The organism is Methylobacterium endophyticum (genome assembly GCF_050591105.1).
Lineage (GTDB): Bacteria > Pseudomonadota > Alphaproteobacteria > Rhizobiales > Beijerinckiaceae > Methylobacterium.
Genome location: NZ_JBNHES010000009.1, coordinates 165,453 through 178,065, shown reverse-complemented (window position 1 = coordinate 178,065; position 12,613 = coordinate 165,453). Strand labels below are relative to the sequence as shown.

12 protein-coding genes are annotated in these 12,613 nt (G+C 70.2%); 4 read left to right on the top strand and 8 right to left on the bottom strand.

Features of this window, described 5'->3' with window-relative positions:
• Positions 1–57: 57 nt before the first annotated feature.
• On the top strand, positions 58–426 hold the full coding sequence (locus tag ACP56T_RS12540) for a MazG nucleotide pyrophosphohydrolase domain-containing protein (protein ID WP_430912447.1): 369 nt from the start codon (positions 58–60) through the stop codon (positions 424–426).
• Between the two features lie 322 nt (positions 427–748).
• Here ACP56T_RS12540 and ACP56T_RS12535 read toward each other — a convergent pair whose 3' ends face one another.
• Genes ACP56T_RS12535 through pabB form a run of 4 tightly spaced genes read right to left on the bottom strand, consistent with a single transcriptional unit; the run spans position 749 to position 4,059 of the window.
• On the bottom strand, positions 749–1,162 hold the full coding sequence (locus ACP56T_RS12535; RefSeq protein ID WP_430912446.1) for a DoxX family protein: 414 nt from the start codon (positions 1,160–1,162) through the stop codon (positions 749–751).
• 53 nt (positions 1,163–1,215) lie between these two features.
• Positions 1,216–2,067 carry an aminotransferase class IV gene (locus ACP56T_RS12530; protein WP_430912445.1) on the bottom strand — a complete coding sequence of 284 codons (852 nt, stop codon included), beginning with the start codon at positions 2,065–2,067 and terminating at the stop codon, positions 1,216–1,218.
• Positions 2,054–2,692, bottom strand: a complete 639-nt coding sequence (locus ACP56T_RS12525) for an anthranilate synthase component II (protein WP_430912444.1) — start codon at positions 2,690–2,692, stop codon at positions 2,054–2,056. Before ACP56T_RS12525 ends, ACP56T_RS12530 begins: the two co-directional genes overlap by 14 nt.
• Positions 2,689–4,059 (bottom strand): aminodeoxychorismate synthase component I, encoded by a 1,371-nt coding sequence (gene pabB / locus ACP56T_RS12520; RefSeq protein ID WP_430912443.1) that lies wholly within the window; start codon positions 4,057–4,059, stop codon positions 2,689–2,691. The genes ACP56T_RS12525 and pabB overlap by 4 nt, the downstream gene beginning before the upstream one ends.
• A gap of 291 nt (positions 4,060–4,350) precedes the next feature.
• Here pabB and rimO point away from each other — a divergent pair, with 291 nt between their 5' ends.
• Positions 4,351–5,685, top strand: a complete 1,335-nt coding sequence (gene rimO, locus ACP56T_RS12515; protein ID WP_430912442.1) for a 30S ribosomal protein S12 methylthiotransferase RimO — start codon at positions 4,351–4,353, stop codon at positions 5,683–5,685.
• Between the two features lie 40 nt (positions 5,686–5,725).
• On the opposite strand, the gene ACP56T_RS12510 is transcribed toward rimO, so the two are convergent.
• Genes ACP56T_RS12510 through ACP56T_RS12500 form a run of 3 tightly spaced genes read right to left on the bottom strand, consistent with a single transcriptional unit; the run spans position 5,726 to position 8,603 of the window.
• Positions 5,726–6,925: a low temperature requirement protein A gene (locus ACP56T_RS12510; RefSeq protein WP_430912441.1), complete on the bottom strand. Its 1,200-nt coding sequence runs from the start codon at positions 6,923–6,925 to the stop codon at positions 5,726–5,728.
• 18 nt (positions 6,926–6,943) lie between these two features.
• Positions 6,944–7,585, bottom strand: a complete 642-nt coding sequence (pncA, locus tag ACP56T_RS12505) for a bifunctional nicotinamidase/pyrazinamidase (protein ID WP_430912440.1) — start codon at positions 7,583–7,585, stop codon at positions 6,944–6,946.
• A 43-nt stretch (positions 7,586–7,628) separates the two neighbouring features.
• A complete protein-coding gene (locus ACP56T_RS12500; protein ID WP_430912439.1) occupies positions 7,629–8,603 on the bottom strand; it encodes a quinone oxidoreductase family protein in 975 nt (324 codons plus the stop codon).
• A gap of 200 nt (positions 8,604–8,803) precedes the next feature.
• Between ACP56T_RS12500 and ACP56T_RS12495 the strand changes: the two genes are divergently transcribed.
• Complete coding sequence (locus ACP56T_RS12495) at positions 8,804–10,015, top strand: FAD-dependent monooxygenase (RefSeq protein WP_430912438.1); 1,212 nt, start codon at positions 8,804–8,806, stop codon at positions 10,013–10,015.
• 16 nt (positions 10,016–10,031) lie between these two features.
• Here ACP56T_RS12495 and ACP56T_RS12490 read toward each other — a convergent pair whose 3' ends face one another.
• On the bottom strand, positions 10,032–11,279 hold the full coding sequence (locus tag ACP56T_RS12490) for a patatin-like phospholipase family protein (RefSeq protein WP_430912437.1): 1,248 nt from the start codon (positions 11,277–11,279) through the stop codon (positions 10,032–10,034).
• A 252-nt stretch (positions 11,280–11,531) separates the two neighbouring features.
• On the opposite strand from ACP56T_RS12490, the gene ACP56T_RS12485 reads away from it, so the two are divergent.
• Positions 11,532–12,578 carry an HpcH/HpaI aldolase/citrate lyase family protein gene (locus tag ACP56T_RS12485; protein ID WP_430912455.1) on the top strand — a complete coding sequence of 349 codons (1,047 nt, stop codon included), beginning with the start codon at positions 11,532–11,534 and terminating at the stop codon, positions 12,576–12,578.
• The last annotated feature ends 35 nt before the right edge of the window (positions 12,579–12,613 follow it).

Here is a 12,613-nt window from a genome sequence, read left to right as displayed (position 1 = left end):
GCCTGAGGCCAGAACCTACGACGCCAAAGCTGGGCTTCGGATCAGCTCAGCCGCACCGTGCCGAGCTTGCGAAGGGGTCCCCATTGCACGCCGATCCGGGGTCCCGTTCCAACGCTTTTTGACAGCTCCGTCATCGGCAAGGTGCGCGAGGAGCTCGACGAGGTCGCGGAGGCCATCGAGGCCGGAGACATGGCCGCGGTCTCGGAGGAAATCGGCGATCTGCTCTTCTCCGTCGCCAATCTGGCCCGTCACGCCGACGTGGATCCCGAGACGGCCCTGCGCGCCGGCACGCTCAAGTTCGAAGCGCGCTTTGCCACGATGGCCCAGTATCTCGCCGATACCGGACGCGGTCTCGCGGAGAGCGATCTGGCGGCGATGGAAGACGCCTGGCAGGCGGTCAAGCAGGCGGAACGGGCGCGGGAGTGACGCCCGTCAGGGCCGGCCACCGCCCGTATCGGGAACGAGGGTCAGGTGCCTCGGGCTTCCGGGCACCCGAACCGATGCATCCGGTTGCGGTCTGGTCGTCCGGCGAGGCTTGGGGCGCAGACGGTCGAGAATATCCTCAATGGCGCGCTCGACCTCCTCGCGCCGTGGCGGATGCCCGGCTGGCGGAGCGGGCCGTACCGGTTTCGGCCGGTTCGAATCGGTGCTCTTCAGCATGGCCGTTCGCTATCAAACCTCGCAGGATCCCGCCACGACGCCGGGGGCACACCGCATCTCTCCGAACGTTTGCCGGACGGTCGAAGTTTCAGTCTTCCGGCCCGTCACGGGATCCCGTGATCCCTGGATGGTCTGGCTCTCGGCGCCGGAATGGCCAATCGATCAATCCGCCTGCGAACAACGGAGCCCAGACCAGGACCGGCTGAAACGCCAGGCGAGGTCCGTGATACCACCAGCTATCGGGCAATCCGGCCACGGGAACGTGATCGAAGGCGTGCTTCAGATTGGCCGGGAACACGCAGACGGCGTAGAGCGCGAAGGATCCGGCGGCCCAGGATCGCAGGCCCGGACATATCAGCCCGACGCAGCCGAGCAGTTCGAGAATCCCCGTCGCGACGACGACGAACCGCGGATACGGCACCCAGGCGGGCATGATCGGCATCAGCCTGTCGGGGCTGACGACATGAACGGTCCCGACCCCGGCAAAGAGCAGGACCAGCACACCCGTCAGGATCGCTCTCGATGCCGGGAAGACCCGCGAGCCACGCGCAGGGCTCATGCGACGTCGTCGGGAGCGATCCCGCAATCCTCCGCCACCCGCCGGCGCAGAGCCGCCTGAAGCATCCTCACGACCGGATGGTCGGGGCTTTCCATGGCTCGAGACCCGATCGCCGTGACGGGAGACAGGAGACGCAGCGAGTTGGTGAGAAACACCGCCTCCGCTCCGTCGAGATCGTCCGGCGACAGGCTTCGCTCGCTCGCCGCGATTCCGTTTCCTCCGGCAAGCGTCAAGATCTCCTCCCGCACGATTCCGTCCAGCACCCCATCCGAGAGGGGAGGCGTCGCCAACTCACGGCCGCGCAGAACGAACAGGTTGCCGCTCCCGGCGCAGGCGACGGCTCCTCTTGTGTTGAGGAAGAGCGGCTCGTCGAAACCCTCCCGCACGGCCTCGGCCGATCCGAGGACCGCGTCGAGATAGCCGAGCGTCTTGAGACGGGCGGCGGGGGAGGTCTCATTGCGCCGGATGCAGACCGGATACAGCCGGAGCGGAGCGAAGCTCGCGGTGGCAACCACCGGCGTGGCCATGGCGAAGACCGTGATCCTCGGATCCTGTGGCGGCCGGATGCCGCGAGGGCCGGTGCCGCGCGTGACCGTCGTGCGGACCGACAGGCGCGGCCCCTGATCCGCCAGGGCACGCATCGCGCGCGCGATACGCACGGGCTCGACCGTGAAGCCGAGGGTGCGGGCGCCGGCGACGAGGCGCTCCCGATGCCGTTCCTCGAACGCGATGCGGCCGCCGATCGCCAGCGCCGTATCGAAGAGGCCGTCACCGAGGGTGAGACCGCGATCGGTCAAGTCGAAGGGCGCGACGCTGCCCTCGATCAGGCGGTCGTCAAGCCACAGCATGAATCGCCGCCATGCGGCCGGACGGGCCGGAACCCTGGTCCCGCATGCGCCAGGCTCGGGCGAGTTCCAGAAAGTTCGAGAACAGCGCGTGCCCGTGCTCGGTCAGCACCGATTCCGGGTGGAACTGGATGCCGTAGGTGGGGTGGCTCCGGTGGGAGAGGGCCATCACCTCGCCCTCCTCCGAAAGCGCGTCGACGGTGAGCGTCTGTTCCATGCCCGGTCGCGGCGCGACGATCAGCGAGTGGTAGCGCCCGACCCGCATGGGGCTCGGGATGCCGGAAAAGAGCCGCGTCCCGTCATGCCGGATCGCGGTGGCCTGCCCGTGCAGAGGCCGGTGCGCCCGCTCCACCGCGCCTCCGAAGGCTGCGCCGATGGCCTGATGGCCGAGGCAGACGCCGAGAATCGGCAGCTCCCCCGAGAGCGCCTTGATGGCAGGGAGCGTCACGCCGGCCTCCGCCGGGGTGCAGGGGCCGGGAGAGATCACCAGGGCGTCCGGCCGCAGGGCCCGGATGCCGTCGACGTCGAGGGCGTCGTTGCGAGCGACGCGCACCTGCGCGCCGAGCTCCTCGAAATAGCGGACGACGTTGAAGACGAAGGAATCGTAGTTGTCGAGGACGAGGATCATGCCGGCTCCTCGAAGGCGGCGAAGACGCGGGCGGCCTTGGTCAGCGTCTCCTCGTATTCGGGGCCGGGCTCGGAGAGCAGGGTGATGCCGCCGCCGGCCTGGAGCACGGCGGTCTCCCCGTCCATGAACACGGTGCGGATGGCGATGGAGGTGTCGAGAGAGCCGTCGAAGCCGATGCGGCCGATGGCGCCGCAATAGAGCTCCCGCGCGTCGCCCTCGATCTCCGTGATGATGTCCATGGCCCTGAGCTTCGGCGCGCCGGTAATCGAGCCCCCCGGAAACGTCGCCGCGACGAGATCGACGGCATCCGCGCCGTCCCGGAGCGTCCCTGTCACCACCGAGACGAGATGGTGGACGGAGGCATAGGTTTCCAGCCCGCACAGGACCGGCACCGCGACCGAATGCGGCTCGCAGATGCGCGACAGGTCGTTGCGCAGCAGGTCGACGATCATGATGTTCTCGGCACGCTCCTTCGGGTTGGACTGGAGCGCCTCGGCGAGCGCCCGGTCCGCGTCCGAGTCGGCCACGCGCCGGACGGTGCCCTTGATCGGACGGGTCTCGACCTGCCGCCCATCGAGCTTGAGGAAACGTTCCGGCGAACTCGAGGCCACCCGCAGGCTCTCGAAGGCGAGATAGGCGCCGAAGGTCGCGGGGTTCGTCTCGCGCAGGCGCCGATAGAGGCCGAAGGCGTCGAATCCCGGCGGCAGCGAGGCCGTGAAGCGCTGCGCGATATTGGCCTGGTAGATATCGCCGGCGCGGATGTAGTCGCGGACCTTTTCGACTGCGGCTTCATAGGCTTCTCGGGTGAAGTTCGAGTGCCACGCGAGAGGGCCCGACCAGGGCCGAGAAGGCTCGGCCGATTGCGCCAGCAGATCGGCGAAACGATCCAGGCGCTCCCGCGCGCGCATCTCGCGTGCGTCCGCCGGATGTTCGGGAAAGCCGCAGGAAACCAGGCGGCAGGTCCGCGCCTCGTGGTCGATGACGAGAACGGTGTCGTAGAGATTGAAGGCGATGTCGTCCGTCAGGCCGGCTCGGCGCGGCGGCACGGCGACCCGTTCCAGCGAGCGCCCGAGATCGTAGGCGAGATAGCCGATGGCGCCTCCCGGAAAGCCGGCATCGGCCAGAGCCCGCCAGGGCGCGAGGCAGGCCCGCAGGGCCTCGAGCGGCGTCCCCTCGACGCGCTCGCCGTCGAGGGTCGAGACGCCGTCGCGGCAGCGGAACCGGGCGAAGGGATCGGCCGCGACGATGGAGATCCGCCCCAGCGTGTCATGATGCATCGCGCTGTCGAGAAAGGCGAGGCCGGGAAGCCGCTCGAGACGCGCGGCCGCCGTCACCGGATCGATCGGGGGGATCTCGCGGGTCCACATGACGGTCTCGGGCTTCCTCCTCTCGACGCTCTTGCGGGCGGGGCTAGGCGTCCCGCGCGCGGCGCGTCTCGTCCTGTGAGCGATCGGAAGCGCCGCGTAAACCGCCCCGCGCGCCGGACGGCGCCTGCGCGGCCGGCAACGCCGTCATAGCTGGCCCCTTGCCTGGCCCCCTGCTTCGCCCCTTGTCTGGCCCTCGCCAGGGTCCGCCGATGCCGCTATAGGATCGTGCAACCCTGCAATCCACGCCGTCACGGCCGGTCCGAGCCCGCTCGACCGGCGCCCCGAGCCGTCATGACCGCATCCGTCACCAACAAGGGCGCCGCGCCGCGCATCTCCTTCGTCTCCCTCGGCTGCCCCAAGGCGCTGGTCGATTCGGAACGTATCCTCACCCACCTACGGGCGGAGGGCTACGAGATGTCGCGGCGGCACGACGGGGCGGACGTCGTCATCGTCAACACCTGCGGCTTCCTCGATTCGGCGAAGGCGGAATCCCTGTCCGCTATCGGTGAGGCCATGGCCGAGAACGGGCGGGTCATCGTCACCGGCTGCATGGGCGCGCAGCCCGACGAGATCCGCGAGAAATACCCGAACCTGCTGGCCGTCACCGGCCCGCAGGCCTACGAATCGGTGGTCGCGGCCGTGCACGAGGCGGTGCCGCCGGCCCACGATCCGTTCCTCGACCTCATCCCCCCGCAGGGGGTGAAGCTGACGCCGCGCCACTACGCCTATCTGAAGATCTCGGAGGGCTGCAACAACCGCTGCACCTTCTGCATCATCCCGAGCCTGCGCGGCGATCTCGTCAGCCGCCCGGCGGGCGACGTGCTGCGCGAGGCCGAGAAACTGGTGGCTGCCGGCGTGAAGGAACTGCTGGTGGTCTCGCAGGACACCAGCGCCTATGGGCTGGACACCCGCTACGCGACGAGCATGTGGAAGGATCGCGAGGTCCGCACGCGCTTCGCCGATCTCGCGAGCGAACTCGGCAGCCTCGGGGCCTGGGTGCGGCTGCACTACGTCTACCCCTACCCCCATGTCGACGAGGTCATCCCGCTGATGGCCGAGGGCAAGGTGCTGCCCTATCTCGACATGCCGCTCCAGCATGCGAGCCCGAGCGTCCTCAAGCGCATGCGCCGGCCGGGCAACCAGGAGCGCCAGTTGGAGCGCATTCGCCGCTGGCGCGAGACCTGCCCGGACCTCGCCATCCGCTCGACCTTCATCGTCGGTTTCCCCGGCGAGACGGAGGCCGAGTTCGAGGAACTGCTCACCTGGATCGGCGAGGCGAGGCTGGAGCGCGTCGGCTGCTTCGAATACGAGCCCGTGCGCGGCGCCGTGGCGAACGATCTCGGCGAGCTCATCCCCGCCGAGGTGAAGGCCGAGCGCAAGCGCCGCTTCATGGAGGCCCAGGCCGCCATCTCGCTCAAGCTCCAGCGCGCCAAGGTCGGCAAGCGGCTCCCCGTCATCATCGACGAGCCCGGTCCAACCGTCTCGCGCGGCCGCTCGAAATACGACGCGCCGGAGATCGACGGCAGCGTGCATGTCGCCTCGCGACGGCCCCTGCGGCAGGGCGACATCGTCACCGTGAAGATCGAGCGCGCCGACACCTACGACCTGCACGGCATCGCGGTCTGATCCTGTGATCCCCGGATCCCGTCGTCAGGGAATCACGGGATCAGGTGTGGGACCGGACCGGCACGTTCGCCCGGTGGTGCCGGAGCGACGCCCACTCCCAGCCGGCCACGACGACGAGGACCAGAGCCGCCCCCGCCGCCAGGAGCAGGGGCGTCAGGTCGTGGGCGAGCGGGACCAGCACCGCGAACAGCACCAGGCCGCCGAGATGCGAGAGCGGGCAGCGTCCCGCCACCACCCACTTGAACAGCATGTTGCCGGCGACGAAGAGGGCCGGCCCGCCGAGCATCGCGGCGGTGGTGGACGCCTCCACATGGCCGTGGGGATGGGCCAGAAGCAGCTCGTCGGAGACGGCGGCGACGATGATGCCCGCCACGATGAGCAGGTGGAGATAGGTATAGGCGAGACGCGCGATCCGGCCCGGATCCTCGGATTCCCCGATGAGCCTGCTGCCGCGCTCCGCCCCCGTGTCGAAATAGATCCACCACATCGCCGCGCTGCCGACGAAGGCGACGGCGAAGGCCGTGAGGGTGGTGGCGTCCCAGGCCAGATCGGCCATCGTGGCGCCCGTCACCAGCACCGATTCACCGAGCGCGATGATGATGAACAATCCGCAGCGCTCTGCGAGATGCTCGCCCTCCACGTCCCAGTCCGCCGTGGTGGAGGCGCCGAGGCCGGGCACGAAGAAGCCCAGGCTCGGCCCCGCGTATTCGATGGCGAGCGCCGCCGCCCAGAGCCCGAACCGGCTCTCCCCTTCGAGCAGGGCTCCTACGATCCAGAGCACGCCCGCGGCCGCCGACCACAGAGTGATGCGCTGGAAATTGCGGGCGTTGCCGGGGCTGTGGCCGCGCAGCGTCCAGACCATGAACAGCGAGCGCCCGACCTGCATGAAGACGTAAGCCGAGGCGAAAGCGAGCCCCTTCTCGGCGAAGGCTTTCGGCAGCGAGGTCGAGAGCGCCAGCCCCGCCAGCATCAGCAGGAGCAGCGCGAGACGCACCAGCCCGCGTTCGGGATCGAGCCAGTTCGTGACCCAGGACGTGTAGATCCAGACCCACCAGACCGCGAGGAACAGCAGCCCGGTCTGCAACGCGCCTCCGATGGAGAGGTGATGGAGCAGGGTGTGCGAGAGCTGGGTGATGGCGAAGACGAAGACGAGGTCGAAGAACAGCTCGATATTCGTGACCCGCGCATGCGAGTGGCCGCCCCGCGCCCGCAGGAAGCCCGTCTTGCCTCGTCCCGCCATGCGGTTCTCCCTCCGCCCTCAGCCGATCTCCCCGCTGGTTAAGCGATGGATCCCCGCCGCGTCCATCTCGGCGAAGGCGCGATCGAGCGAACCGTCGATATCGATGCCGCGTACGGCATCAGCGACGATGAAGGTCGCAAACCCCTCGGCCCGCGCGTCGAGGGCGCTCCAGGCCACGCAGAAATCCGTGGCCAGCCCGCACAGGAAGAGCCGGCCGAGCCCGCGCTCCCGCAGGTAGCCGGCCAGTCCCGTCCGCGTGGTCCGGTCCGCCTCGAGGAAGGCCGAGTAGCTGTCGACATCGCGCGCGTGGCCCTTGCGGATCACCAGCTCCGCCCGCTCGACCTCGAGCCCGGCGGCCAGGGCCGCCCCGGCCGTCCCCCGGATGCAATGGTCCGGCCAGAGGACCTGCGTCCCGTAAGGCAGCGGCACGGTCTCGAACGGGCGCCGGCCCGCATGGCTCGATGCGAACGAGACATGGCCGGGCGGATGCCAGTCCTGGGTCAGGACGACATGGGGGAAGCGGGCGGCGAGCCGGTTGACCGGCGCGATGACGGCATCGCCATCGGGCACCGCCAGCGCCCCGCCGGGCAGGAAGTCGTTCTGCACGTCGATGACGAGCAGGACGTCGGCGGGCTCGATCCGCACTCGCCCGTCCCTCAAGCGTCCAAGGCTTCCGGGATAAGGAGATCCCAGGATCGGGGGATCACGGGATCATCACCGTCGCGCCGGTGGTCCGCCGGCCGGCGAGGTCGCGGTGGACCTGCTGCGCGTCCGCGAGCCTCGACCGCGCATGGACGGGAATCGTGATCGCGCCGCCCGACACGGCGCCGAACAGGTTCTCGGCCATGGCGTCGAGGGTGGCGCGCGTGCTGGTGAAGGTGAACAGCGTCGGCCGGTTGGCGAAGAGCGAGCCCTTCTGCGCGAGCAGCCCGATGTCGAAGGCGGCGATGGGCCCCGAGGCCGCGCCGAAGCTGACGAAGGTGCCGAGCGGCGACAGGCAGTCGAGGGAGGCGGGGAAGGTGTCCTTGCCGACGCCGTCATAGACCACCGGCACGCCCTTGCCGCCGGTGATCTCGCGGACGCGGGCGGCGAAATCCTCGTCGCGGTAGAGGATGACGTGGTCGCAGCCATGGGCGCGGGCGAGCTCGGCCTTCTCCTGCGAGCCGACGGTGCCGATGACAGTGGCGCCGAGATGCTTGGCCCACTGGCAGGCGATGAGCCCGACCCCGCCGGCGGCGGCGTGGAAGAGGATCGTGTCGCCGGGCTTCACCCGGTAGACCCGATGCAGCAGGTACTCGGCGGTGAGGCCCTTGAGCATCATCGCGGCGGCGGTGGCGTCCTCGATGCCCTCCGGGACATGCACGGCGCCGGCGGCAGCGATCACCGGCTCCTCGGCATAGGTGCCGTCGCCCGTGGCATAGGCGACCCGGTCGCCGACCTTGAACCCCTCGACGCCCTCGCCCACGGCGGTGACCTCGCCGGCGCCCTCCTTGCCGGGGGTGAAGGGAAGCTGCGCGGCCTTGTAGAGCCCGCTGCGGAAATAGATGTCGATGAAGTTCACGCCGATGGCGGTCTGGCGCACGCGGATCTGACCCGGTCCCGGCTCGGCCAGCGGCACGTCCTCGAAGGCCATCACCTCGGGGCCGCCGTATTCGTGAACCCGGATCGCCTTGGGCATCCCGATCTCTCCCGGTATCGCGTGATCCTGTCGTCCCGGCGCGAGATAAGCGCCCGAGCCGCCATGGCAATGGCGGACGGCGCGGGCTCACCCGCGATCGAGGCCGGCGGACACGAGACGCGCCGGACCGGGGCGCCTATATCATGTCCCGCGCAACCCGGCCTCCCGCCGGCTCCGCGCGCTGGCGAGGATCGGCACCCGTGAACGCTTCGAGGACGGATTCCTTCGATGTCGCGGTGGTCGGGACCGGCGCGGCGGGCCTCGCCTGCGCCCTGTCGCTGGCACGGGCGGGCGTGAGCACCGCCCTCGTCGGCGCGCATGGCGCCCCGCCCGACGGCCGGACCGTCGCCCTGCTCGACGGCTCGGTGCGATTCCTGAAGGCGCTCGGGGTCTGGGAGGCGATCGCGCCCCATGCCGCGCCTCTCGCCGAGCTTCACATCGTCGACGACAGCGGCAGCCTGTTCCGCCCGCCGCCCGCCCGCTTCGAGGCCGGGGAGATCGGGCTCGACGCCTTCGGTTGGAACGTCGAGAGCGCCCGGCTCGTCGCTTTGCTGCGCGAGGCCGCCCGTGCCGCCTCCAACCTGCATCTCGCCGAATGCGACGCCGCCGGGATGCGGCCGGCCGAGGGCGATGCCGAACTCGTCCTCTCCGACGGACGACGGCTGAACGCCCGGCTGATCGTCGGGGCCGATGGCGGGCGCTCGCCGTTGCGTACCGCCGCGGGCATCCCCGTGAAGGAATGGTCCTATCCGCAGGGCGCCGTGACGACGCTCCTCGCCCATGAGCAGCCCCATCGCGACGTCTCCACCGAGTTCCATACACGGCAGGGACCCTTCACCCTGGTGCCGCTGCCGGGCGGGTATCGGTCGAGCTTGGTCTGGGTCACGGGCGAGGCGGCGGCCCGGCGGCTGGCGGAGCTGGACGACGCGGCCCTGGCGCAGGCCGTGGAGCGTCAGGCGCAGGGCTTCCTCGGCGGCATGCGCGTCGATGGACCGCGCGGGCTCGTGCCCATGCGCGGGCTCTCCGTGGCGACCTCCGTCGCCAAGCGACTGGCGCTCATCGGCGAGGCGGCGCATGTCTTCCCGCCGATCGGGGCGCAGGGGCTGAATCTCGGCCTGCGGGACGGGGCCTGCCTGCGCGACGCGGTGACGCGTGCCCTGCGCGACGGCCGCGATCCGGGATCGGGGGCCGTCCTCTCCGCCTTCGCGCGCTCGCGGCGCCGGGACGCGGCCCTGCGCGGCACCGCCGTCGACCTCCTGAACCGCAGCCTCCTCGCGGATCTGGCTCCCGTCGACGCCCTGCGCGGGGCCGGGCTCCTCGCCATGACGGCCATCGGGCCGCTGCGGCGCGCGGTGATGCGCGAGGGCGTTCTGCCGCGCCTCGACGCGCCGGAGCTGATGCGCGCGCCCTGAAGGCGGCGCACTTCCTTCAGCGGTTGGCGACCTCCTGCTGCGGGGGAGCGGGCTGGCGTCGGTTCGAGCCGGTGGCCAAGTCGCGACCATCGGATGCGTCGTGGGCCTGCATCTCGGTGGCGGCGGGGGCGAAGGCGCTGCCGTTCCGCGCGAGGCTTTCGCCATGGGCGAACAGGGCGCGCATGTAGTCGCGGTCGAAGGGCGCCGGGGTCTCCTTGGTGAAGCGGCCGTCGATCTCCGCCACCTCCAGATCGAGCCCCGAGCGCTCGGCGAAGGACCGGCTCAGGCTCAGCGCCGCCCTGGTCTGGGCCTTGATCGCCGCCGAGAGCGAGCGCCCGAGCACGCTCAGCGTGTCGCGCCGGGCCATCTGGAAATACGGCGTGAGCTTGTTGTTCACGATCAGGTAGACGCGGCTCGCCGGAAGGCGGAGCCCGGCCGAGCCGTCGATGGCGGCGGCGGGGGCGAGATAGAACGGCGCCGTGGTGCCGCCATCGGCGTGCATCTCCTGAAAGGTCTTGCCGTCGGGGGAGGCCGCATCGATCATTACCGGCGGAAAGATGCCCGGCACCGCCGAGGAGGCGAGCACGATGGCGCGGAACAGACTGAGCGCCTTCGGGGTGCCGGCCTGGGCGATGGCGCCCATGTCCCAGAGCACCGGCCGCTCGCTGTCGAGCTCCGTGGTCGCCACCAGCAGGCGGCGGCCCTTGGCGTTCTCGGCGGCGACTGCCTTGAGAAGGTCCGCCGTCACCGCCTTGTCGATGCGCTTCTTGAGCGGCCAGGTGTCGGTGAGGGATTCGTCGGTGCCGCCGAACTCGAACACGTCGGAGGCCGAGATGGTGGTGTAGGCCTCGCGCAGGGCCACGTCGCCCCGCTGCCCGATGAAGGCGAAGGGCGCGATCAGGGCGCCCGTGCTGACGCCGGTGATGACGCCGAAATCAGGCCGGCCGCCGGACTGGCTCCATCCGGCGAGGATGCCGGCGGCGAAGGCACCGTTCTCGCCGCCGCCGGAGATGACGAGCCACGGATCCCCCGCCCTTGCCGCCTTCCCGATCAGCGCCTGGAAGGCGGCGGTGTCGTCGCCCGCGATCCGCACCGGCGCGGCGATGCCCGCCTGCCGGCTCGAGGCCAGTTCTCCGGCGGTGAAGGCCGTGCGTTCCGCGTTGCGGCCGGCTTCCGGCGCGGCGAGCGCCTGTATCGGCGCGACGCTTCCAAGCATCGCCACCACGGCGCCGACGCGAAGACAATGCGTGATCGATCCCGACATGGCCCGGATCCCCGTGTAAAACCTGACAGCCCCCGCCTCGGCGATTCAAACTGGTGCGCGGAGTTGTGGGTTCCCCGCATCCGAAGTCTGCGCCCGGTCCGGTAAAGGGAGTGTGTGCTTGCGCACATGGAGCCTGGGGCCACCTCCCCTTGCGCCCGCAGGCCGACCCGTTACACGGAACCCGAGGCCGCTCGCGCTCCCGAAATCCTCGGGAGGCCCGATTCCCGCGCGGCGGCGAGACCGAGGATGTCCATGAAACTGCCGCGCCGCTTCTTCCAGCCGCTCGCCGCGGGCGCGCCCGCTCCCTTCCGCGACCTGCCGGTGAAGCTCGAGCGGATGATCCACTTCGTGCCGCCCCATATCGACAAGGTCCGCGCCCGCGTGCCGGAGCTGGCCGGGACGGTGGACATCGTGCTCGGCAACCTCGAGGACGCGGTGCCGATCGACCAGAAGGAGGCGGCCCGCAAGGGCTTCGTCGCCATGGCCAAGGCCACCGACTTCGCCGCCACCGGCACCGGCCTGTGGACGCGCATCAACGCCCTGAACAGCCCCTGGATTCTCGACGACCTGTTCGAGGTCGTCTCCGAGGTCGGCTCCAAGCTCGACGTGGTGATGGTGCCGAAGGTCGAGGGACCGTGGGACATCCACTACATCGACCAGCTCCTCGCCCAGCTCGAGGCGCGCCACAAGGTCGAGAAGCCGATCTTGGTCCACGCCATCCTGGAGACGGCCGAGGGCGTCGCCAATGTCGATGCCATCGCCTGCGCCTCGCCGCGCATGCACGGCATGAGCCTCGGCCCCGCCGATCTCGCGGCCTCGCGCGGCATGAAGACCACCCGCGTCGGCGGCGGCCACCCGGACTACAAGGTGCTCGCCGATCCGGCCGGCGACACCCCCCGCGTCTCCGCCCAGCAGGATCTCTGGCACTATACCATCGCCCGCATGGTCGATGCTTGCATGGCCAACGGCATCAAGGCGTTCTACGGCCCGTTCGGCGATTTCGCGGACGGCGACGCCTGCGAGGCGCAGTTCCGCAACGCCTTCCTGATGGGCTGCGCCGGCGCCTGGACGCTCCATCCGAGCCAGGTCGCCATCGCCAAGCGCGTCTTCGCCCCCGATCCGGCCGAGGTCGCCTTCGCCGCGCGCATCGTGGAGGCCATGCCCGACGGCACCGGCGCCGTGATGCTCGACGGAAAGATGCAGGACGACGCCACCTGGAAGCAGGCCAAGGTCATCGTCGACCTCGCCAAGCTGGTGGCCGAGAAGGATCCCGAGCTGGCCAAGAGCTACGGGCTCTGAGCAGCTACGGACTCTGAACCAAGAGTCGCGGGCAT